The 23,017-nt window shown below is 67.2% G+C and carries 10 protein-coding genes; 5 read left to right on the top strand and 5 right to left on the bottom strand.

Annotated elements, in window-relative coordinates:
* Positions 1-28 precede the first annotated feature (28 nt).
* The 4 genes from IIB36_08565 to IIB36_08580 are packed head-to-tail and all read right to left on the bottom strand — an operon-like array spanning position 29 to position 15,776.
* Complete coding sequence (locus IIB36_08565; GenBank protein ID MCH7531794.1) at positions 29-1,084, bottom strand: 3-oxoacyl-ACP synthase III; 1,056 nt, start codon at positions 1,082-1,084, stop codon at positions 29-31.
* A complete protein-coding gene (locus IIB36_08570; GenBank protein MCH7531795.1) occupies positions 1,081-7,917 on the bottom strand; it encodes a type I polyketide synthase in 6,837 nt (2,278 codons plus the stop codon). Before IIB36_08570 ends, IIB36_08565 begins: the two co-directional genes overlap by 4 nt.
* Before the next feature lie 27 nt (positions 7,918-7,944).
* Positions 7,945-14,061 (bottom strand): SDR family NAD(P)-dependent oxidoreductase, encoded by a 6,117-nt coding sequence (locus tag IIB36_08575; protein ID MCH7531796.1) that lies wholly within the window; start codon positions 14,059-14,061, stop codon positions 7,945-7,947.
* On the bottom strand, positions 14,058-15,776 hold the full coding sequence (locus tag IIB36_08580) for a PfaD family polyunsaturated fatty acid/polyketide biosynthesis protein (protein MCH7531797.1): 1,719 nt from the start codon (positions 15,774-15,776) through the stop codon (positions 14,058-14,060). Before IIB36_08580 ends, IIB36_08575 begins: the two co-directional genes overlap by 4 nt.
* 285 nt (positions 15,777-16,061) lie before the next feature.
* Here IIB36_08580 and IIB36_08585 point away from each other — a divergent pair, with 285 nt between their 5' ends.
* Positions 16,062-16,247, top strand: a complete 186-nt coding sequence (locus IIB36_08585) for a hypothetical protein (GenBank protein ID MCH7531798.1) — start codon at positions 16,062-16,064, stop codon at positions 16,245-16,247.
* Here IIB36_08585 and IIB36_08590 read toward each other — a convergent pair.
* Positions 16,196-16,822, bottom strand: coding sequence for a hypothetical protein (locus IIB36_08590; GenBank protein ID MCH7531799.1), 627 nt, complete (start codon positions 16,820-16,822; stop codon positions 16,196-16,198). The genes IIB36_08585 and IIB36_08590 overlap by 52 nt on opposite strands.
* Before the next feature lie 164 nt (positions 16,823-16,986).
* Between IIB36_08590 and IIB36_08595 the strand changes: the two genes are divergently transcribed.
* The 4 genes from IIB36_08595 to IIB36_08610 all read left to right on the top strand — a co-directional run bounded on the left by IIB36_08595 (position 16,987) and on the right by IIB36_08610 (position 22,983).
* Positions 16,987-18,882, top strand: a complete 1,896-nt coding sequence (locus IIB36_08595) for a PQQ-dependent dehydrogenase, methanol/ethanol family (protein ID MCH7531800.1) — start codon at positions 16,987-16,989, stop codon at positions 18,880-18,882.
* A 77-nt stretch (positions 18,883-18,959) separates the two neighbouring features.
* The gene (gene ispG, locus IIB36_08600) at positions 18,960-20,204 is read left to right on the top strand and encodes a flavodoxin-dependent (E)-4-hydroxy-3-methylbut-2-enyl-diphosphate synthase (protein MCH7531801.1); all 1,245 of its coding nucleotides are present in this window, start codon (positions 18,960-18,962) and stop codon (positions 20,202-20,204) included.
* Between the two features lie 182 nt (positions 20,205-20,386).
* Positions 20,387-21,592, top strand: a complete 1,206-nt coding sequence (locus IIB36_08605) for an efflux RND transporter periplasmic adaptor subunit (protein MCH7531802.1) — start codon at positions 20,387-20,389, stop codon at positions 21,590-21,592.
* Positions 21,589-22,983, top strand: coding sequence for a TolC family protein (locus tag IIB36_08610; GenBank protein MCH7531803.1), 1,395 nt, complete (start codon positions 21,589-21,591; stop codon positions 22,981-22,983). Before IIB36_08605 ends, IIB36_08610 begins: the two co-directional genes overlap by 4 nt.
* Positions 22,984-23,017 lie beyond the last annotated feature (34 nt).

A 23,017-nucleotide genomic window follows, 5' to 3' on the forward strand; every position in this document is an offset into this window, starting at 1 on the left:
GGATAGTCCTCGAACGGCGGCTCCACGCCTACCACTCCACTCCGAGCATGATGCAGTTCAGACCACTTCCGATACCCAGGAAGGCCACGCGGTCGCCCGGCCCGAGGACCTCTCTCTCCTCCGCCAGCGCGGCAGTCAACGGGAGCGACACAGTGCCGATGTTGCCCAGGTAGGGGAAGGTCGAGAAGTCCTTCTGGGGGTCGATGCCGATCGACCCGAGGATCGTGTCCCTGTGAGCCGCGCCCACCTGGTGGCAGATCACCCGGTCCACGTGGTCGGCTTCCCAGGCCATCTGATGCAGGAAGTCCTGCCACGTTTCCTTCGCCAGGGTGACGCCGTGCTGCAGGACCGACGCGGCATCCGTGTACATCCACTGCGGCAGCGGCTCGACGCGGTGTAGGGTAGGTGCGTCTTCGAGGCCCCAGCGGCACAGATCATTGTGCTCGGGAGCCGCGCGCTGCGAGCCTCCGAGCACGCGGTGCGTACCCCCGTTGCCGAAGGAGCCATCGGTGATGAGCACCGCGACCGCGCCGGAGCCGCCAGTGAGCGTGGCCAGGCCCTCGGTGTAGGTAGCCATCGTGGCCTCGCGCAGCATCCGCTCGATGGTGACGTCCACGATCTCTCTCGCGGTTTCGGCCGAGACGACGATGCCTGCGCGAATCTGGCCCAGCTCGATCCGGTTGGCGATCTCGAGAACGCCGTTGAGGATACCGAGGCACGCGTTGCTGATGTCGTAGACGGACACGGCGCCCTGCACGCCCAACTCCGCGGCCACGGCGCACGCGGTAGCGGGCTCGAAGTGCTCGCGGCAGACACCGGCGTACACCACCGTCTCCAGCGCCTCGGCGGGGACTCCGGATCTGGCGAGCGCCTTCTTCGCCGCCGCGGCAGCGCTCCTGGACAGCGAATGGTTCGGCTCCCACCAACGACGCTCTTTGATGCCGGTGAGCGCCTCGAGAGAGCCCTCCGGGACGTGCAGCTGCTTGTAGAGCGGCTCGAGGCGCTCCTCGAGCTCGTCGGACGTGACGACGACGGGCGCGAGCTCGTAGCCGATGGCTTCGAGATGAACCTTGTCGTACCTCATTCGGCTTCCCCCACGATCTCGACGCTGAAGTCGCCCATGTGGTAAATGGTGCGCCCGTCCACGGTGAGGTATCCGGATGCGATCACGCGGCCAGCCTCATCGTCCACCTCGGTGATGACCGCTTCCACCTCGACCCTCGCGTCGGTGGGCAGCACCTGGCCACGATAGGTCCAGTTGTGCTCACGCCCCAGGCCGTTCGTCCGCCACGCCGTGTCGGCATCGACGTGCCACCGGTCCGTGGCGTACGCCTTGAGGAGCTGGAGGAAGGACTCGCACCCCAAGGAGCCCGGCCACACGGGGTCATGCATGAAATGTGCCTTGAAGAACCACGCCTCAGAATCCACCGGGATGCTCCCCCGGACGAAGCCGAGGCCGTGGGGCCCACCCTCGCGCAGGAGCACGTCGATGCTCGCCAGCATGCGGAAGCCCTCGTCGGGATGGGGCGCCTCGGTAGGGTAGCCGAAGCTGACGGCCTGAGTCATCTCGGCCTGGGTGGGCTCGTACTTCTCCGCCTCTCGGATGCCGATCTGGTCGGCCAGGGACTCCGCGCTGAAGAAGCCGAAGTAGGTATCGCCCTCGAAGACCACACCCTGGGCGTCGGTCATGCGCATGTCGAAGCGCTCGATGATCATGCCGCCCGAGTGGGACACGTCCGTCAGCCGCACCTCGGTGGTGAGCGTACCGGAGTCCGGGCGCACCGCCCGTCTCTGGACCGCGCGTCCCCCCAGATTCCTGAAGCGGAGGTCCGTCTCACTCGTCAGAGCCGAGCCGCAATACGCGGCCAGCCAGCCGCACGGTTGCAGCGCGACCTCCAGCAGTACAGCGAACGGCATATCCGCCTGGCGGTTGGACTCGAAATACCAGCCGTCCGTGGGCACGTCGTACTCCACTGTGGCCGCTGCGCCGGCCTCCAGGTCCCAGGCCGCACCCACGGTGTCTACGACACGGTCCATGAAGGCGTAGGGCGGGCCCGGCAGGCGGGCGATAGCCCGCTCCTCATCGAACGGCAGATAGCGGTCACCGAACGCTTCAGACGGCTTGCCGATGGCGAAAGCCAGGATGGACTCCTGATCGTACAGCACACGTTTTTCACGCGGATGCCAGAGCGCCTCCACGTCCTCGCGCACGAGGCCCGTGAGCCGCATGGACATGTCCGCGATCTCGACGACGGGCCTGCCGTCGGCGTACATGAGCGCGTCGACGATGGCGTAGGGCTCCGGCCGGTAGCCGAGCTCCTTGACCTCGATCTCATACGTGACGCGCCGCGTGGTCTCGGTGACCTGGCCCCGGCACTTCAGACGGCTCTTCACGCCGGGCACCGGTTCGTACCGGACCTTACCCACTTCTCCCACCCACCCCATGCGTAGCAGATAGATGCGCAGCGTGTGCAGACAGCACTCGTACATGAGCGTGCCCGGCATGACCATGTCGTCGCTGAAGTGGCAGGTCAGGAACCAGTCGTCGGGGTGGATGTCGGCTTCCCCGCGGATCATCCCTATGCCGAAGCGGCCGCCCTCGGGATCCACGTGGGTCACCCGGTGCACGAGCTCCATGAGCCCACTGGGCAGCGTCTCCGGCGTGCCGATAGGCAGGTCCGCGAAGGTCGGACCGAAGCACGTTGTGAGGTCGCCCCGGCGCAATGCCGCGATCTGCTCCTCGTCGTAGGAGTCGCCGGCCCGCATGGGCGCGAGGTTCGTCCAGCCCTCCGGCAGGACACCCGGTCGGGGCTGTTGGTCGATCTTGGTTCGCACGATGCCCTGGCCCGCCTCGAGTTCCTCGATCGTGAAGAAGCCCGCGCAGCCCTCGCGCATGGATAGGAGCGGACGGCCGTCCACCGTCGCCTCGAAGCCGAAGTAGAAGAGCCACGTCTCACCCTGGCGGAAGAAGCGCTCGATGTTGATGTCGTACCGGATGACCTTGCCCGGTTCTGGCAGGTGGTCGTGGAACGTCACCACAGCATCCAGGAGGCGATACACGGCCAAGCCGTCGGTCTGTGCGTCGATGCCCAGCCAGCCGGCGAGAAAGAGGTCGGCCTGTCCCGACTCGACGGCGATGCATGTCGGGATCGCGCCGCAGCTCAGGTACCAGGGGCGCACGCCTACGTCGTGCTCCGTCACGACACGTCCGCCGGTCATGGAGTGCGGCTCGCCCTCGATGCTGAGGATGCGGTCCACCAGCATGAGCGGCTCGTCCGGCAGGCGGACTCGCGTGGCGTGTTCGTCGATGGACGCGTACGACTCTCCCAGTACCTTGCCGATGGACCCGACTGCGAACTCCAGGCACGCCTCGCGATCGAGTGCAGTGGGCGGGGAGAGAGGCGTCCGCGTCGCAGGGGCAGCCAGCAACTGCTCGACAAGCCGGAACTGGAGGGCCGCGGTCTCCTGCAGCGCGCGGTCGAGGTCGTGGGCGGTGCGCAGGTAGGTGCTATGCGCTTGAGCCCGGGCCTCGCTCGAGGCGCTCAGCCCCGCCAGCAGTGTCGGGTCGGCGGCGAGGAGCACGCCCCCGGACGCCAGAGCGGGAAACTCAATCAGCGTCGCTGCCGGGGCGGAGGCTGCCGCGGTCTGCACTACTGGCACAGGTGGCATAGCGCCGGGCGCGGGTGTCGGCCCCGCTGCATCCAGCGGAGCAGAGGCGGGCACCGGGGAAGGCTGCGCGTGGGACACAGCAGGCTCCATCTGCGGGCCGCGCCAGCGGATATGGAACGGGTCGCCGCCGATGGGGATCCGCAGCGCCGATGAGGCCTCGCGCAGGACGCTGCGATGGCCGAGCGCTCTGGTCTCGACGCCGTAGAGAGGCTGTAGGTCCACGTGGATTCGCTCAGCGATGAGCCGACCCAGCAAGCGCAGCAGCGAAGACACGTCACCCTTGTGAGCGCTCAGCGCAGACTGAGCGACGTGTGGGCGGCCCTCGAGGATGCGCGCGATCATGCGCGTGCACGAGGAGCCCGGGCCCATCTCCAGGAAGATACGGACCCCCTGATCGTACGCCCGCTCGATGAGCCTCGGGAAGTCGAAGCCCCGCACGGCTTGCTCGAGAATGCTGTCGGCCGCGCTCTCCCTGGTCACATCGTAGACGTCTCCCGCCGCGGCGCTGAAGAAGCGCACTCCGGCTGGAGCCGTCGTCGGGAAGAGGTGGAAGTCGTGGTACTCCTTGGCCACAGGCTCGGCGACCGCGCAGTGCACCGTGGGCACGCCCTCGAGCGCGTGGAAGTTGCAGTGCAGGGCGTCCACTACGGCGGCCACGCGCCTGCGGTCTCCTCCGATGACGCACTCCGCGGGCGTGTTGATGATGAGGAGGTAGACGCGTTCCTCCGCGTCGAGCACGCCACGCACTGCCGCGGCTGCACGATCCACCACGCCGGTGACCCAGTCCACCTCCTCGTACTCCGTCAGGCCCCAGCTCTTGCGAATACTGTCGCAGCGGCCCGCCAAATCGTCGGTGAAGAGGGAGCTCTCCATGAGGCGAGCGAGCATCATCTCCCGGTCCCCCCAAGCGCGTAGCGAGAAGAGTCCGGCGGGTTCTCCGAGGCTGTAGCCCAACACGCTGCCAGGCTCAACGCCGAAGGAGCGCACCAGGTCGGAAACCACCGTGCCCAGCGCGACCTGGGCGATGATGAACGCCCGCTCGTCATCGCCCAGATCTTTGCTGGACGACGCGTTCCAGAAGCGGTCGGGCAAGAGCTGTTGCGGAAGGTAGAGCGTCTCGGCGTCTTGCCTGCGAGCGATCTCCGGCCACTCCACCGCCAACTCGCGTCCCATGCCGGTGTAGTGATTGCCCGACCCCGGGAAAACGAAGGCGAGTCTGCCGTGCCCGCCCAGCGGGTGGAAGTTCCAGAGGATGCGGTTCGACTCTGGGAGGGTGCTGTCGTCGGCCTCACCGCGCAGCATGGCGCCCGCCGCGTCTGCAAGGCGTAGCAGTTCCTCGCGTGAGCGCGCCACGAGGGACAGGCCGAGCTTGGCGTCTGGACTCTGGCCGACCTTTCGGAACCAGTCGCGCGCGAGCAGCTCGATGGGCTCGGCCTCGTGGCGCGCGTGGGTCGTGAGAGCGGCGAGCCGCGCTCCCAGCAGAGAGATGTCGTCGGCTTCCACGGCGAAGAGTGCCTCGCTGCGCGCACCGAGGGGTTGGCGCCGCTCCGGGAGCGTGGCCGCGCCCTTGCTGTCCTCGTGCTCCTCTAGCACGAGGTGGCAGCAGCCTCCGTCGACACCGAACGCGCTGACACCAGCGCGGCGGGGGCCGTCGGCGCGGTTTCTCAGCCAGTATTGGGGCTCCCTCGCGAGCAGGAAATCCCTCGGTGAGAGGTCAGCCCGCACCGAGCGTAGCCCGCGTACGGCCGGCAGCACCTCCTGGTAGAGGCAGAGTGCCGCCTTGACCACCGAGGCGAGCGCGGCGGCGGCGCCTGCGTGTCCCACGTCGGCCTTCACGCTGCCGAGATGGCGCACGGGTGCCATGTGTCGTGGCGAGAAGAACGAGCAGAGCGCCTCGGTCTCGATGCGGTCCTCGATGTGGTTCCCGCTTCCGTGCGCCTCGACGTAGCCGACTAGGGACGGATCGAGATCCGCGTCTTCGTAGGCGCGCACGAGGGCTCGCGAATACGTGTCGGGAGTGGGCATGGGCCGCTGGGCTGAGCCCCCCGAGTTCGCGCCGAATCCGCGGAACACGGCGTAGATTCGGTCGCCGTCGCGTTCCGCGTCCTCCAAGCGTTTGAGCACCAAGGCCGCGGCTCCCTCGCCCACCACCGCACCATCCGCGTCCGCGTCGAAGGGACGCGCGCGCCCGCTTGCCGAGTAGTGGTGGAGCGCGTGAGTTGCGAGTACTGCGCGCACGTCGCCGGCGAGATCCACCGCGCCTACGAAGCAGCTGTCCAACTCACGCCCCTGCAGCGCTCGGACGGCGACCTCCAACGCACGCATGCCCGACGTCTCCTCGCTGGAGATCGTGAAGCTGGGACCACCGACGCGGAACTCTCGAGCGATGCGACTGGCGACGATGCCTCCCAACGCCCCCATGGTGCGGTTGGCCGTAAGAGGTGGCACAGTGTTGGCGCGGACGCCTTCGTCCACCGACCAGCGGAAATGGAAGTTGGTCGTGTTGAGGTCGAGCGCGATGCCGATGAAGACGCCGGAGCGTACCCGCTCTTGGGCCTCGAAGCCCGCGTCCTCGATGGCGTTCGCCATGACGTTGAGCATGAGGAGCTGCTGCGGAAGCATCTCCTCCAACTCCCTGGGAGGAATGCGGAACCGACCCTGGGGAATCTCCAGCCGATCGATGTAGTGGCCGCGGAAGTCGTTCGCGTGCAGCCCGAGGCCCTCGAACCAGTCGCACTCGGTGGCGCCCCACCAGCGCGTCGGCGTGGAGGGCTGTATCTCCGGATCGCCGCCGAGCACACGCTCCTGGAACGCGCGCAGGCCCTCCCATGGACCGAAGTGAGCGTCCATGCCAACGATGGCGATAGGGTCGGAATGGGGTGATCGCGCGGCAACCACCGCGTGCACGCCCGGCCGCCACTCCTCGAGAAGCACATGGGCGTTGATCCCGCCGAAGCCGAACGCGCTGATGGCGGCGCGTCGGGGTGACCCGTCGGAGCGTCGTAGCCAGGGCTCGCCTTTGGAGAGCACCCGGAAGGGACCGGTAAGCAGGTCGTCGTCTGCCGGTGTCTCGAAGTTCGCGGTCGGCGGCAGTGTCTCGGCCTTCAGGGCGAGCAGGACCTTCGCCAGCCCCGCGGCAGCGGCAGCGGTGAGCAGGTGGCCCACGTTGGACTTCACCGACCCGATGATGCAGGGCCGCTCCCGGAGCGGCACGTCGGCCCAGAGTGCTTGTAGGCTCCGGAGTTCCGCCTTGTCTCCGGCGGGGGTGCCCGTGCCGTGACATTCGATGAGGTCGACGTCCTCCGGTGCCCAGCCGGCCTGCTCGTAGGCGGCCTGCATGGCGCGGAGCTGTCCCTCGGAATCCGGTGACATGAGGCTGCCGCCCACGTCGTTGCTCAGGCCGATTCCACGGATGACGGCGTGGACCCGGTCCCCGTCGCGCTCCGCGTCCACGCGTCGCTTGAGCAGGAAAAGCCCCGCACCTTCCCCCACCACGAGGCCGTCTGCCAAGCGGTCGAAGGGTGAGCATCGGCCGCTGGGTGAGAGGGCGCGCAACTGGCTGAAGCCCATCTGAGTATAGAGCGATGACGGCCGGGAGACCCCTCCAGCGAGCATGGCGTCAGCACGGCCTGACACGAGTTCGTCGCACGCGAGCTTCAAAGCGTAGAGGGACGACGCGCATGCCGCGTCCAGCGTGTAGCTGCCGCCGCGTAGGCCCAGAGCGTGTGCCACCAGGCCCGCGGGAAGTCCCGCGACATAGCGATTGAGGGGCTCGGTGGCCTCGGGCTCAGGGCCGACCTGCCCGAGGCGCTCCGCAAAGCTCCGGCCGAGGGTCTCCAGCGCCAGAGCTGAGGACGCGTCCGTGGGCAGGACGATGTTGCCGAAGATGACGCCGGTACGATCCCGGTCGAGGGTTTCGGGCAGGCCGTCTGCCACCGCCATCTGCGCGGCGCGCAACGCCACCCGAAACATGGGGTCCAGCCGCTCCAAGAGGTCTGCGTCGATCCCCAGGTCGTCGGTGTCGAGATCGATCTCACCCAAAAGGCCAACGCGGCGTGAGTAGACCCGGTCCGCGGTGGCGATCTCCGGTGAATACGCCTCGTCCGGATCGAGGTACCAACGCCGGGACGGAACCTCGACGGCGGCGTCGTTGCCGCGCTCGATGTTGCTCCAGAAGTCCTGCGGGCTCTGGGCGCCGGGGAAGACCCCCCCGAAGCCGACGATGGCTATGTCGAGGCGTTCACTCACGCACGACTCCCCCCGATCCGCTCACCCTCAGGAGCTGACCTCGAGGGGTAGTCTATTGCTGCGGAACGTGCTCGTCAGCCCCTCGTCGATGGTGTTCTCGCAGCCCTCGAAACGCGCGACCAGTTGGCCGTCGGCATCGAGGAACTCCAGGTCGGCGAATACCCGGGTCTCGTCACTCTTCGTGATGCGAGCCACCACCTGGGCACCGTCCTTCGGGAACGCGCGGTACTGGCGGTAGCTGGCCGCCGCACACGGCAGCGAGGGACCGGCGCCGTGGATCCCCGTCCAGAACGTGAGCAGCTGGATTCCCACGTCGAGCACCAACGGATCGGTCAGCCAGCGCCGGCGGAACGGACGGTCCATCCACTGGTTCGGCGGCGGGGCCGCCGATGCGTCCGCGATCACACCCTCGGGGGAGCAGATGTGCACCCGTTCGATTCCCTGGAGATCGGGGCCGTGGAAGAGGTGATCGCGGTAGATCTCGGCCGCAGTCTTCTCGTATGCGGGTCCCTGAGGTGGGTCCAAGCGGGCCTCGCCCTGGGGGAGGCTCTCAGTCAAAAGGATCTCCGCCCGAGCGTGCAGGAACTCCCTGCCGTCGTCCTGCGTGGCGCGCAGCTCCACCGGGACCCGGTAGTAGCCTTCTTCGTCCTTCCGTGCATCACCTGCGTGGATCTTCAGGCGCAGGCTGGCGTCGGCGTCCAGGACCAGACCCTTGAGCAGGCTGAGGTTGTCACAGCCGTGGAACTTCAGGCCGGGGTTACCATGCAACGCTCCGTGGGCGAGCCATTCGGGCAGCATCGCCATGGGCACGACGGCCTTGCCATCCAGGACGTGGGAGCGCAGGAACGAGCAGCTGGCTACGTCGATCACCTCTTCAGCCACCAGCGGCAGCGCAGACGACGCGGCGGACTCCATGATTGCGGCGTCGGGGGCGGGTCCCAGGACTACACGCTCGACGTCGGCCTGGTCGGTGGCCAGCTCGCGGAGCACGTGGTCTGCCCCCTGGGCTAGCGGAATGAGGGGTACGCCTTCGTTGGCGAAGACCGTCCTCAGGGACTCGTCCACCATGCCGCCTTCCCAGGGGCCCCAGTTGAGACTCAGGACCCTGCAACCTGGAAGACGCCGGGCCTCCTGTTGAGCGACCTTGTTGAGCACCTCGTTGGCGATCGCGTAGTCCACCTGACCCACGCGACCGTATCGCGCTGTGGACGAGCTGAAGAGGACGAGAGCGCGCAAGGCGTCGCGATCCACTGCCTCGAGGAGGTTGCGCAGGCCCGCCACCTTCGGCTCATAGACCTTCTTGAAACTCTCGGCTGTCTTGTCGAGGATGTGCTGGTCGGCCAACACGCCCGCCCCGTGCACGAGGATACGGATCGGGCCGTACTGCTCGCGAATCGAAGAGAGAGCGTCGCGCACGGCGGACGCGTCGCGCACGTCCACCTGCATGTAGCGTACCGTCGCGCCCGTCTCGTTCATGCGCTCGAGGTTGGTGCGGATTTCCCGCTCCGCGCGGATGCGGTTGTAGATCTCACCGGCCTCGCGGGGCGACGTCGCGTCACCGCGGGCGAGCACGGCCTGCTTGATCTCAGCCTCGGTTCTGAGCTCCGCCCGCCACTCGGGTTCGACTTGCGGCTCCGGGCTGCGGCCGAGTAGGACGAGGGTAGGCCGGCACGCCTTCGCAAGCGCCAGGGCGACCTCCGCGGTCACGCCTCGGGCCCCGCCGCTGAGCACTACGACATCGCCTTCGCCGAGGGGCAAGGAGCCGTTGGCGGACGGGAGCTCTCCGCCGCCCACCAGCTCGAGCACGCTACGGCCCCCGGCGCTCAGACCCACTTCCACAGGACCGGCGCGGAACAGCTCCGCCACAATGGCGCGCGCAGCGTCTGCATCCTGCAGCTCCGGCGCAAGGTCGAGCGCCCGGCAACGCACCTCCGGCCACTCACCAGCCGCCGACTTCGTGAGGCCTGCGAAGCCTCCGGAAAGCGGGTCGGCGATCTCGTCGCCCGTGGTACCGAAGGCTCCGTCCAGGCGGGAGGCGCTCACGAGGAACGCTCCTCCCTCCCTCCCGGCGGTGCGCAGGCCGTTTCCGGCCGCCTGAACCACCTGGAGCACGCCCAGCAGGTCCGCGTCCGACGCACCTTCGCGGGGCGGGAGGATGATAACACCCACGACGGGCTCGTTCATCGAGCCGTTCAGCGACTTCACCGACACGACGCGCGGCTCGTAGCCATCGCTCTTGAGGAGTGCGAGGATCTCGGACGCCAGCACGGTGTCTCCGTCGGTGATCCAGATCGGCGCTCCAGCGGCGGGCCGAACCACATCCTCTTCGGGGGCGCCGTTGAAGTCCCGCGACCGCAGCACATACCGCTGCAGCGGTCGCTGGGCCACGCCCTCGACATGCGCTTCGGCATCCGCAGGGGCTGTCGGTGCCTCCGCCTCCGCTACCGACGTCGCACTCTCCGCGGCGGGCGGCTGAACCGTGACTTGTTCCTCGTCGACGGCCGGCGTGGGCTCGCGTGCGGCGCCCTCTCCGGGGATCAGGTCGAGCAACGACTGGAGGGTGCGCAGCGTGCCGAGCTGGTCGGGTCCGACCTTGGGAGCGTTGGGTAGCTGATCCTGAAGCGCCGAGAGGATCTCGACACGCTTGATGGAATCGATGCCGAGGTCCGAGTCGAGCTCCATCCTGAGCTCGAGCACTTCCACAGGATATCCCGTCTTGTCGGAAACGATGTCCAGGAGGATCTTCGCCGCGTCGGCGCCCGGCGCTGCCGCGGGGGCCACAGCGGCGGTGGCCGGTTCCGACGCCCTCGCTGGCACCGAGGACGCGGCCGGCGCCTCGGCCGCGACAGGTGCATGGGTCTCAGAGCCCCCAGCGGCAGGGGTTGACAGGGTGGTCGGTTGAGCGTCGGGCGCCGCGGGTGCAGGTAGGGAAGTCAGCGGCGGTGGAGAGGACGCTGCGGGAAGCATCGGAGGTGCCGGTGCCACGGGCATGCCCATGGACATGTCCAAGAAGCGCTGCTGTTGCTGAAGCAGAGTGTGGTAGTGCTGCTGAGACGCATTCTGACCCTCTAGGAACTCCTGGTGCAGCTGTGCGGTCTGCTGCTGCAGGTGCTGAAGCGTCACCATGTTCTCCTGAGTGATCCGTAGGGCTTCAGCCACGGAACCCGCCACTGGAGCCGGCACGGGAGCGACGGGTGCGGGCGGTGGAGCAGGGGCACCCGGCTGGGTCGGCGCTGTGTCTTCAACGTGCGCGCTTTGGCCCGGTGCGGGCTGTACTGCCTTGATTTCGTCGCGTGGCATCGGTTCTCTCTTGCGAGTCCGGATATTGGCTCCCCCCACCCGATACGTGAGCGCCGCGCGCCCGGCTGTTGCCGGGGCAGCGGACGGGTGGAAGGAAGCGTCCCATGGCTGCAGGTCTATGGTGTGGCCGAGTGAGCCGATCTGGGCCAACACTCGTGCTAGATCTCTGATTCCCGAGCGCGATCCGTGGCTTGCGTCGAGAGCAAAAGCGTGGTGCGGCTCGCCGTCCAGGACAGAGGCGACGAGCCCGCTGAGGCGCGCGTGCGGCCCCGTCTCCACAAAGGTCCGCACACCGTCCTTATGCATCTGGCGGATGAGGTCGTCGAAGAGCACCGGGCGGGCGAGTTGGCTGGCCAGGAGCGCTTTGGCCTCCTTGGCGTCGGCAGGGTACGGCATGCCCGTGGTGTTCGCGTATACGGGCACTGTGCCTTCGCCCAGTTGGATTCTCTCCAAGGCGCTGGCGAGCGGTGCCTCGGCCTCGGAGACCAACGGAGAGTGGAACGCGGCCGAGACGGGCAGGCGCCGCGCGTCGATCTGACGGACGCGAAGGGCCCCTGCCGCCCGCTCGATCTCACCGGCGGCACCGGAGAGGACGACCTGCGCCGGCGCGTTGCGGTTCGCTACCACCAGGTCCAGGGACTCCGCGGCGATGACCTTTTCCACTTCCCGGACGCCGGCTCGCACGGCGAGCATCGCCCCCCGTCCACCATCCAGGTCACCCATCAGGCGACCGCGCAGCCGGGCGAGCTCGTGGAAGTCCCGGCTCGATAACAGTCCCGCGGCGCACAGCGCGCTGAGCTCGCCGAAACTGTGGCCGGCGGTGGCGACAGGCGTGACGCCGAACAGGCGAAGAACCGCGTCGGCGCCGAGGCTAACGGCTCCGATTCCCGGCTGCGCGTTGCGCGTGTCTCGCAGGACGTCTTCCTGGAGCTGCCGTGCGTCGTCGTCGAAGGCCGGATGCGGATAGATGAGGTCGCTCAGGCGGTTCTCCGAGTCTCCGGCGTCGGCGAGCTCGAGGGACGCCCGCATGGATGGGAACTGACAGGCGAGGTCGCGCAGCATGCCGACGTACTGGGAGCCCTGCCCGGGAAAGAGAAACGCCAGGTCGCCCGCTGAGGGGCCACGTCCGTAGTAGACGCCGTCCGGCGTGGACCACGTCGTCTCCTTGTGGGCGTCGAGTAGGCTGCCGACACGCGTTGCCAGAGCCGTCGCATCGGTGTGGCCCTTCTCGACGACGAGGAGGAGTCGCTCGGCATCGTCCTGACGGAAAGCCTTCCGGGAAATCTGGCCCAGCTCGCGCACTGCGTTCCAGTCCGAAGCGTCGCCCAGGCGGGTCAACCATTCCTTGAGGCTATGCTGCGTAGGTGCACTGAAGGCAAGGACTTGAACCTCTCCGTCCCAATCCGCATCCGAGCGGTCAGTGCCGTCACCGCTGATGTGCTCCTGCAGTATGCAGTGGAAGTTGCTGCCACCGAAGCCGAAGGAGCTGACGGCCGCACGGCGAGGATGGCCGACCGGGGCGAGCCAGGGACGTTTGTCCGTGTTCACGTAGAAGGGCGAGACACCTGGGGCCACCTGGGCCAACGGCTTCTCGACCTTCAACGTGGGCGGGAGCACCTTGTGGTGGAGCGCCATCGCCGCCTTGATCAGGGACGCGGCGCCGGCGGCGGCCTTGGTATGGCCGATTTGTGACTTGACCGAACCGAGCGCGCACCACGTGCCCTCGGCTCGGCTCTCCCGGTAGACCGCGGTGAGCGCTTCGGACTCGGCGGCGTCACCCACGATTGTGCCCGTACCGTGGGCCTCCACGAGCTGCACGGTGTCAGGGGTGGCGTCGGCACGCTCGTAGGCCCGGCGGAGCGACTTGGCCTGACCGGACGAGCTGGGCGCGTAGATGGCATTGCCCTTGCCGTCGCTGGACGTGCCCATACCGCGGATCTCGGCGTAGATGCGGTCGTCGTCACGGACGGCGTCGTCTAAGCGCTTCAGGACGAGGATGCCTACTCCTTCGCCCAGGATCGTGCCGTCGCCTTCGTGGTCGAAGGGACGTGCATTGCCCGTGGCGCTCAGCGCAGGGGTCTTCGAGAAGCACATGTACATGAAGATGTCGTTGAGCGTGTCGACACCCCCGGTGATGGCCATGTCGCAGCGACCGTCGGCGAGCTCCATGGCGGCGAGGTGGAGCGCGCTCAGCGAGCTGGCGCATGCCGCGTCCACGACGCAGTTGGTGCCGCCCAGGTCTAACCTGTTCGCGATCCGGCCCGCGACGACGTTGCCGAGAAGTCCCGGGAAGGAGGCCTCCTGCCATTCGACGTACGAGTCCGAGATGCGGCGCACCACGTCGTCCGCCACCTCCCCGTGAACGCCGGATTCAGCCAGGGCCCTGCGCCAGAACGGATGCCCGAGGCGCGCACCCAAGGAGATCGTGAGCTCCAGAGTGCCGGTGACACCCATGACCACACTCACGCGGTCCCTGTCGAATTCGCGGTCAGGGCCGTAACCCGCGTCGATGAGTGCCCGGCGCGCCGTGTATAGTGCCAGGAGCTGTGCGGTATCGGTCGCCTCCAGGGCGTTCGGCGCGATGCCGAAGTCCAACGGATTGAAGTCCACCGGGGGCAGGAAGCCGCCCCGTACCGCGTAGGTCATGTCCGGCGCCTTGGGATCGGCGCTGAAGTAGTCGTCCGGTGACCAGTGCGTGTCGGGAACGTCCGTGATGGCGTCCACGCCGTTGCGGATGTTGTGCCAGTACTCTTCCAGGCCATCTGCGTCGGGGAAGATGCAGGATATGCCGATGATGGCCAGCGGGACGTCGTGCCTGCGCGCCTGAGGAGATTGATCGTTCATGGCAGGTGCATCTCCAACTGTGACAAGGTGCGCGGTAGCACTTGCTGTTGCTCGGGGCTCAGAATCACGCCCTGGCTGCGCAACGTTTGTATCCGACCCAATACGGCAGCGCCGTACAGGAGATTCAGGCTGACGGTGACCACGCTCCGGTTCCGCGCCTCGGCCAGGAAGCTATCCTGAACCCAGGCATTGAAAGCCCCCATGGCGGGGCCGCACCAGATCTGGTAATCGAGGGTCCTCGACGGCTCGCCGGTGTTCGCCCAGATAGAAGATTGGCCGAGGTACCAGCGGAAAGCCAGCGCCATGCGGTGCTTGGGGTCGACCCGGGCTCGCTCCCATTGAGTGGGGTCGCGCTCGAGGAAGTAGGTGCGCACCTCCTCGAGGACCTCGTCGAAGGTCATCCTGAACACTGTCTGCTCGAGCTTCCTGCGCTCGTCCGCCGGAATTTCGTCGATGGAGTCGTAGGCCCGGTAGAGCTCGTACAGGCGACCTGCCCGCATGGCGAACATAGTGCCCCGCTTGAGCACCTGCACCTTGACGCCCATCTCGAACATGTCGGCCGCGGGCGCCATGGCGATGTCCGCCTGCTCAGAGGCGGCCAGCATCTCTCGGACCGCCTGCGACGTGCCTGCCTCTACGCAGGACTGGTTCACCGAGCCCACGAGGACGTACGCGGCGCCCATGGCGAAAGCCGCCGCCGCCGCGTGCGGCGTAGCGATGCCGCCGGCAGCTCCTATCCGCAGGGGCTCCGGGTACCCGTACTCACGCTGAATGCGGTCCCGGAGCGCGATCATCGTCGGCAGCAGGCCCAGCGCGGGGCGGTTGTCGGTATGCCCGCCACTGTCGGCCTCGGCCGTGAGGTCTTGGGCGACGGGGATCTCCCTGGCGAGGCGCGCCTGTGTTTCCGTGATGTCGCCGCTGGCGACGAGCTCCTGCAGGAACGACTCGGGTGGTGGCGAGAAAAAGCGGGTCGCCACCTCAACGCGCGACGCCTTGGCGATGACCCGGTTCGGCGTCACCACCCTGCCGTCCGTGTCCCGGTAGATGCCGCTCACTCGGTAACGAATGAGGGGAAGCGTGAGGCGCATGTACGCCGAAGCCTCAACGAGGCGCACGCCGTGGCGCAGGTAGAGGTCCACCACACCGTGCTCGACGTCGGGCTCGTTGGGGCTGTGGATGAGGTTGAAGCCGAAGGCCGCTCCGCTGAGGGACGACGTGAGGTGGTCTATGGCCGCTTCGACGGTCCTCAGCGGGAGACCCGCGGCGCCGAAGACGCCCAGCATGCCCGCGTGGCACATGGCTTCCACGACCTCCACCGATCCGATGCCGTTGGCCATGGCGCCGGCTACACATGCGAGCCTCAGCCGGTGCGCTGTGCGAAAGTTGGGGTCCCCGAGGTTGTCCAGGCGCAGAGGCGCGGCGTGGCCGACGATGGCGCGGTCCCCCTCGTAGAGCCGCACGTCGGTCCCAAAGCGCGTTTCCCCACGGCAGGCCACGGCTCGTCGGACTCCTGTTTGGGCGGCGGCATCGCGGCCCAGCACGTACACCGGCCGGCGAATGTCGGCGATGGTCTCGCGCAGCGCGTCTGCCCCCGTGAGCACGTCGGCGACGTGCCCCGACCACGCGCCCAGCACGGCAGGAGCCGGCTGGGCGGGTCCGGTCGTGGCACTGGGCCCGCCGGTCCGCTGCGGAGATGTTCGCGTTACTGGGCTCATTCGTTGTCCAGTCGGCTCATCGAGCCTGGCGTTCTACGGAAGCATAATTTGTCAGTGTTGACACCAGGATGCGACCCCTCCAACCGCTTCCTTCACAATCGGATAGGCCGCGCAGCCGCCTTCTCGTCCGGGGTCCACACGGCGGCACAAGGCGGGACGCATTACTTGCGCTGCTGCCGCGGGGACTGGAGGACTTCCCCATGACCGACCTGACCCTGCTGTCCGACCTGCCAGTGCGCGTCACCATCCCTGTGGCGTGGAGGGATCTCGACGCCCTCCAGCACCGTGGAAGTGGGCGCGCGGGTCACCGAATTGGGCGAGGACCGCGTCACCGTCATCTACCGCATCACGAGCCAGCAGCTCGGCGCGGTGGCGGCGAAGGGCGACGGTCGCATCGTCTGCTTCGACTACGACGCGGGTCAGAAGGCGCCGTTGTCGGAGGCGGTACGAGAAGCGCTGGAGGCTCTGTGAACCAATGGGGCCAGGCGCGGGACTCTTAATCGAGAAGTGTCCGTTGAGACCCCCAGCAGCCGCGCGACCGCGCGTTGCACCCGAGCGATGTCAGAGACGATCAGCGAGTTCGTACTCTCCGCAGCGGTGACGCTGCCACGCGGGGAGAGCAGGGGGGCGATCGTCGCTCGGAGCTCGGATGCCCGCGAGAATGAGATTCGGTAGACTCTCGTCACGATCGGCTCGACCGCTTCCCGCGTGTTCAGAGCCTCGATGTTGCTGACCCGAATGATCCCGTACTCGTCTTCGACAGCGATGAGACCCTGCGCGGAGAGGATCGCACGTAGCGCGGCATCCCACGGCTGATCCTTGATCTCGGCAGTGACGGATCCCGTGGCGTTCTCACCGCGCACGATCGATTTGCCGGAGAACGTGGAGAAGGCGAGCAGAACGTCGGCGATCGGTGCTTCCACCCACGTCGCCGAGATCCGGGGCAGCTCGGTCCGGTCTGACGGCTCGGCTGGCACCGCCTGAGCTAGCGCGGGCGCCGCGCACAGAGCGAGCCCGAGACCTGCCAGCAATGCTGTTGAGGACATCGTAACCTCCCTTCGGGCGCCCGGTGAGCCGTCTCCCCGGCCGGCCACCGCGAATCGACGACTCCTTCGACGTTGTGACAAGATGGGCTGTACATCGGCCGGGTCGGGCCTACAATACGCGCGCCATGGCCCAGAAGCTCTCGCCCTCTGACCAGCCAGCACACATGCGCATCGTCTCCCTAGCCTTTTTTGCTGCCGCGCTGAGCGCGTGCGGTGCAGGCGACTCGTCGGATGCGCGTGGCTCGAGGCCCGCCGACGTTACCACCCGACAGCTCGAGGCGGCAGCCGGCGAGCCCGCGAACTGGGTTACCCACGGTGGCGACTACGCGGAGGACCGCTTCAGCACGCTCGAGCGGATCACCCCCGAGAATGTCGAACGGCTCGGCCTCGTGTGGGCCTACGATATGCCCCTGCGTGGGGGAGTGGAAGCCACGCCGCTCGTCGTCGGGGGCGTCATGTACACGACCGGGCCCTGGAGCATGGTCTTCGCCTTCGATGCACGCTCCGGCGAGCTCCTGTGGAGCTTCGATCCCCAGGTGCCCCGACTGCGCGGGCTTCAGGCCTGCTGTGACGTGGTGAACCGGGGCGTCGCGCTGTACGAAGGCCACGTGTTCGTCGGTACTCTGGACGGGCGGCTGATCGCGCTGGACGCGGGGCGTGGCACGCCGGTCTGGGAGGTGGTGACCGTAGACCAGACAAAGGATTACAGCATTACGGGCGCGCCGAGGATCGTGAACGGACTCGTGATCATCGGAAACGGCGGCGCTGAGTATGGCGTGCGCGGTTACGTGACCGCGTACGATGCCGGGACGGGTGAGCAAGCGTGGCGCACTTTCACGGTGCCGGGTGACCCCGCTCTGGGCTTCGAATCGGCCGCGATGGAGCGGGCGGCCGAGACGTGGTCGGGGGAGTGGTGGAGCTTGGGTGGTGGTGGCACGGCCTGGGACGGCATGGCGTATGACCCGGCTCTGGGTCTTCTCTACGTGGGGACAGGGAACGGCTCCCCCTGGAACTGGCGCGTGCGGAGCCCGGGTGGAGGCGACAACCTCTACCTCTCGTCGATCCTCGCCCTGCGCGCGAGCGACGGCGAGATCGTCTGGCACTATCAGACGACGCCGGGCGATCACTGGGACTTCACCGCCACGCAGCCGATGATCCTGGCCACTTTGCAGATCGAGCGTCAGGCGCGCGAAGTGCTCATGCAGGCGCCCAAGAACGGCTTCTTCTACGTGCTCGACAGAGCGACCGGGGAGCTGATTTCCGCGGAGACCTTCGTGGAGGTGACCTGGGCCGACGGCATCGATCTCGAGACCGGGCGACCACGGATCCGGGAGTCCGCTCTGTACGGAGACGCTCCCGCGGTAGTAGCTCCGACGGCGATCGGAGGGCACAACTGGCAGCCGATGGCGTTCAATCCCGGCACGGGTCTCGTATACGTCCCGATCACCGAGATGGCCGCGCGGTATTCGGGGAACCCCGAAGGCGGCCTCTACGCGGGCTTGTGGAATACCGGGGCAGATTTCAGAATCGCATCGATCCCCATGGGCTTTCTGCTCGCGTGGGATCCGGTCCGGCAGGAGGAGGTCTGGCGGGTAGGGCACGAGCACTGGTGGAACGGCGGCGTCTTGACCACTGCGAGCGGGCTCGTATTCCAGGGCGCTGGAGACGGCCGCTTCGTCGCGTACCGGGCCTCGACAGGAGAAGCGGTTTGGGACATATCGACCGGGCTCGGCATCATCGCTCCACCGGTCACCTACGAGTTGGACGGCGTCCAGTACGTCACCGTCTCAGCGGGCTGGGGCGGGAACAGTGGCCGATATTTCTCACCGGCGGGCGACGCGGCCCAGTACGAGCAGATCGGCCGCGTCATGACGTTCGCGCTCGACGCGAACGCACCGATGCCGACACCGCAGCTGAGGGCGACGGAGCCCTACGTCGCCCAGCTGGAGCTGTCCACGGACGCGGCTTCGACCGAGCGCGGCGAGTCCCTGTTCGCGGTCGACTGTTCATGCGTACCTCGTTCAGCAGGCACGACAAGCTACGGGGGGGGGTTGACTTGACTGCCCGTTTCGCCAGCTAGCGGCTACGTTCCGTTCCAGGGTCATGACCCCGGAACCGCCGATCCCATGAGGCTTTCGTGATCGCCGTAACGCGCAGAAGAACTGTTCCCGTCGACGTCGGAGGCGTGACGATCGGCGGAGGCGCGCCGGTGGTCGTCCAGTCGATGACCAACACGGACACCGCCGACGTCGAGTCGACGGTCGATCAGGTTCGGCTGCTCGCGGACGCCGGAAGCCAGATCGTGCGGGTCACAGTCAACAATGACCAGGCGGCGCAGGCGGTGCCGGAGATCGTGAGCCGACTCCACGACGATGGCTACGAGACACCCATCGTGGGCGATTTCCACTACAACGGCCATCTCCTGCTCACGAAGTACCCGGACACTGCGGACGCGCTCGCGAAGCTACGGATCAATCCCGGAAACGTCGGGACCAAGCGCCGCGACGAGAATTTCACGCAGATCATCGAGGTCGCGATCGAGCACGACAAGCCCGTGCGCATCGGTGTGAACTGGGGATCGCTGGACCAACGCTTGCTCACCGAGTTCATGGACGCGAACGCGCTGGCGGACGTCCCCAAAGAAGCTCGGGAGGTGCTGCTCGAGGCGATGGTCGAGAGCGCGCTCCGCTCCGCGGCGTTGGCGGAAGAGACGGGGCTCGGCCACGATCGCATCGTGATCTCCGCGAAAGTCTCCACCGTTCGCGACCTCATCGCGGTGTACCGCATGCTCGCGGCCCGCAGTGACTATCCGCTGCACCTCGGCCTCACCGAGGCGGGCTTGGGCACCAAGGGAATCGTGGCTACAACCGCGGGGCTGGCTCCCATCCTGCTCGACGGGATCGGCGACACCATTCGCGTGTCACTGACGCCGAGGCCGGGTGGCGACCGGGCCGAAGAGGTGCGCGTAGCTCAACAGGTGCTCCAGTCTCTGGGCATTCGTCACTTCGAACCCCAGGTGACGTCCTGCCCCGGGTGCGGCCGCACCACCAGCACCTTTTTCCAGGAGATGGCGGAGGACATCACCAACTACATCAGGGAGATGATGCCTGAGTGGCGTGGCGAGTATCCGGGCGTCGAGGAAATGGACGTCGCGGTGATGGGCTGCGTGGTGAACGGACCCGGTGAGTCGAAGCACGCGAATATCGGGATCTCGTTGCCGGGCACCTCCGAGGATCCCAAAGCGCCCGTCTACATAGACGGCGAACACTCCACGACCCTCAAGGGCGACGGGCTCGTGGACGAGTTCAAGGAGATCCTTCTCGACTACGTGAAGAGAAGGTACGCGCGTCGCGCATCCGCGGGCGCGCTGGGCGAAGAGTAAGGTCAGGGGCGAGCGACCCATGACCGGCCGATCCGGCTTCTTTCGGCTCTCCGCAATGATCATCTACAACTGTCGGTGCAACGATCCCGGGAAGGTTCCGCGTCCTATGGACGACCGCTTCGGACGGACGGTCGGATGAGGCCACCACTACACCTGAGAAACCCGCACCTCGAGGACGTAACATGAGCTTTTCCAGACGCACACTGAGCTTGGTCACAGTGCTGCTTGTCTTCGGTGTCCTCATCGTCGGCGTCTGGTGGCGTCTTGGCGGCTTCGCCCGAGAGGCGGAGGCCGGGAACGTCGCGGAAGGGGGTGAAGCCGACCTCCCGGAGACCAGTGGTGGCAGCCAGTTCTCGGCCGATATGCCTCAAGCCGTAGGCGGTGCGGAGGTGGTCAGGGACACGCTTTGGATCCGCGTCGGCGCGGCCGGACAGGCGGAGGCTTTTCGCAGGACGACGCTCACCGCTCAGGTCGGGGGCGTCGTGCAGGAGCTCCCGGTACGGGAGAACCAGCGCGTGACGGAGGGCACTCCCTTGCTGCAAATCGACAGCACCGAGTACGCCCTGGGGGTCGCACAGGCGCAGGCCGATCTGCTCGCTGCGGAGACGGACTACCGGCAGTTGACCCTGTTCGATGACGAGATCGAGGATCCGGCGGTTCGGGCCGAGCGTGAGCGAATCGCGCGCACGCGCAGCGGGCTCGACCAGAGCCACGTCGCTCTCCGGCAGGCGCAGTTGCAGCTCGAGCGCTCTCGGGTCACCGCTCCCTTTGCAGCGAGGATCGCCGACATCCGTGTGGTGGAAGGGCAGTACGTGAGCGCCGGCACTGAGTTGATGACGGTCGTCGATCTCGACCCGATCAAGGTCGAAGTGCAGGTCCTCGAAGCCGAGCTCGGCTTCCTCTCAGAGGGCCGTCGAGCGGAGGTCCAGTTCGCGGCCTATCCGGGTGAGACGTTCATCGGCTCCATCGAGACGATCAATCCGGTCGTCGATCCCGACAGCCGCACGGGTCGCGTCACTGTCCTGCTCCCCAACCACGACCACCGCATCAAGCCGGGCATGTACGCGGAGGTGTCCCTGGATGCCGAGGCACTGCCCGACCGCGTCATGGTTCCCCGTGCGGCGATCCTGGAGCGCGGGGAAGGAACGCGGCGCACCATGCTGTTCGTTTACGAACAGAATGGGAACGTGGGCGTAGCGGCGTGGCGGTACGTCAACACGGGTCGGGAGAACGACACCCACGTAGAGATCCTCCGGGAAGGCCCGGAGAACGGCATGGTGGAGCCGGGCGAGATCGTGCTCATCGACGGGCACCACTATCTGGCGCACGACACGGCGGTCCGGCTCGTCGACAACGTGGAAGCCGCCGGGGGAAGGCCGAGCCGATGAGGTCCAGGACGCTCGTCGCCGCGCTCATCGCGACCGGGCTTGTCGGCCCCGGGTTGGCGGCTCAGTCGGCGGACACGCTGCGGCTCACGCTTTCGACAGCGCTCGACATCGCCGAGGGGAACAACCCGACCTACCGGCAGGCGAGCAACAGCGCGCTGCTGAACGATATCGAGATGCGGACGACATGGTTCGATCAGCTGCTGCCGCGGGTGAACCTGCAGCTCTTCGATACAGGGTTCCGCGGCAACATTCAGCGCGTCGGCTACGACAACTTCGGCAACACGATCGTGAACGATTCCGCGGACTGGCAGTACTCCTCAAACACCCAGCAGGCGATGTCCTTCAACTGGAATGTCCGCGGTCGGTCGCTATTGCAAGCGCATCGCCGGCAGTCCATCACGAACGAGGATCGGGAGCTCAGTGTGGTCAGGGCGCTCACGGGGCTCCAGGTCCAGATCCAGCGGCTGTACATGGACGCGCTCGAGCAACGCGACCTCATGCGCGCGGAGGAGGAGTTGGTAGAGGCGCGGCAGATCGACATGACCGTTGCCGAACGGCTGTTCAGCCTGGCTCTGCGCACCCGCGTGGACGTGCTCAACGCCGAACTCGCGGTCGAGCAACAGTTGCTCGAACTTCAGCAGCAGCGGGCGACGTACGAGCAAGCAGTGCTCGCTTTGCGAACCCAGCTCGGAAGTGAGGAGCGGGTATCACTGTCCCTGGCTGATGAGGATCTGCCGATCTTCGATCCGTCCGGCCTCGAAGTCGAGCAGTTGGTCGCCTCGGCGCTGGTCGTGAACCCCGAGCTCCGGCAATCGAGACTCTCGATAGAGTCCGCTAGCCTCGGAGTGCAGGAGGCCCAGAACTCCTGGTGGCCCGCGGTGTCGATGAGCGTCGACGTGTGGCGGCGTTCCCAGCCGCGGGGTTTGTCGGTATTCGACGTCGGAATCAGCGAGCCGCTGGAGGCCCAGTTTCGCGTGCAGTTCTCCATCCCGATGTTCAACAACTTCTTCCAGAATCGTCAGGCGATGGAACGGGCCGCGGTTCAGCTCGACAACGGCCGCGAAGCCGAACGGGAGGCCAGGCTGCGCATCGAAGAGACGGTGCGCAGTGCCGTGCTGGAGATCTCGAATCAGTACGAGGTACTTCGCCTCGCAGAGCGGTCTCTCGAGATCGCCCAGGAGGCGCTGCGCCTCGCTCGTGAGGAGTACCGCATCGGGACCCGTACCTTCGAGGACCTGCGATCGAGCTTCGACTCGGAGGCGACGACCCGCCGCCAGGTGATCACCGCCCGGCACAGCTTCGTGGACGCAGTTCTGACCCTCGAGGAGGCAGTGGGAGCCCGTGTCCGCGGCGGCACGCCGCCCATTGCGTCCGGCTCGGGAGGGCGCTGAGCGGTGTCCATACCCGGTGCCTCGACCCGAAGGC

The organism is Gemmatimonadota bacterium (assembly GCA_022560615.1).
Lineage (GTDB): Bacteria > Gemmatimonadota > Gemmatimonadetes > Longimicrobiales > Gaopeijiaceae > UBA1138.